Origin of the sequence: Streptomyces sp. SID13726 (assembly GCF_010548375.1) — a bacterium.
Taxonomy (GTDB): Bacteria; Actinomycetota; Actinomycetes; order Streptomycetales; family Streptomycetaceae; genus Streptomyces.
This window is the reverse complement of sequence record NZ_JAAGLY010000573.1, coordinates 1-419: the sequence shown is the minus strand read 5'-3', so window position 1 is coordinate 419 and position 419 is coordinate 1. Positions and strand designations below refer to the sequence as shown.

The following is a 419-nucleotide window of genomic DNA, read 5'->3' as shown; positions in this document are numbered from 1 at the left end:
GTGAGCACCGAGCGGTACGACGCCGGCACGCTGATCCCGCCGGCCTGGCAGAAGACCGTGGTGAGCTCGCTGTAGCGCTGGACGGCCTCGAGCAGGCCGATGGGATCGGTCGCGGCGAGGTCGTCGCCGTCGACCTGGGCGCTCGCGTCGAGCGTCGCGAAGGTCACGGGACCCAGCAGCAGCGCGGTGAGGTCGAGCGAGAACGTCGTGGCGATCGCGGCGTCGACGCGCAGGCCGGCGGGCGGGCGGAGCGCGTCGGTGAGCAGGACGCGGGTGTCCGGGGTGAGCATCAGGCGGTGGTCCTTGCGGTGAGGAGCGCGTCGGCCGGCTGCCCACGTCGAATGGTGCTCGGGCGGTCGGGCAGAGCGGACAGGAGGTCGTCGAGGAGCCGCCGGGTCACGCCCCACCGGTAGTCGAGC

General features: G+C 73.5%; 1 pseudogene. It reads right to left on the bottom strand.

Going from position 1 to position 419, the window contains the following annotated elements:
* A pseudogene (locus G3I78_RS49190) lies at positions 1–290 on the bottom strand (hypothetical protein); the annotation flags it as partial.
* Between the last annotated feature and the right edge of the window lie 129 nt (positions 291–419).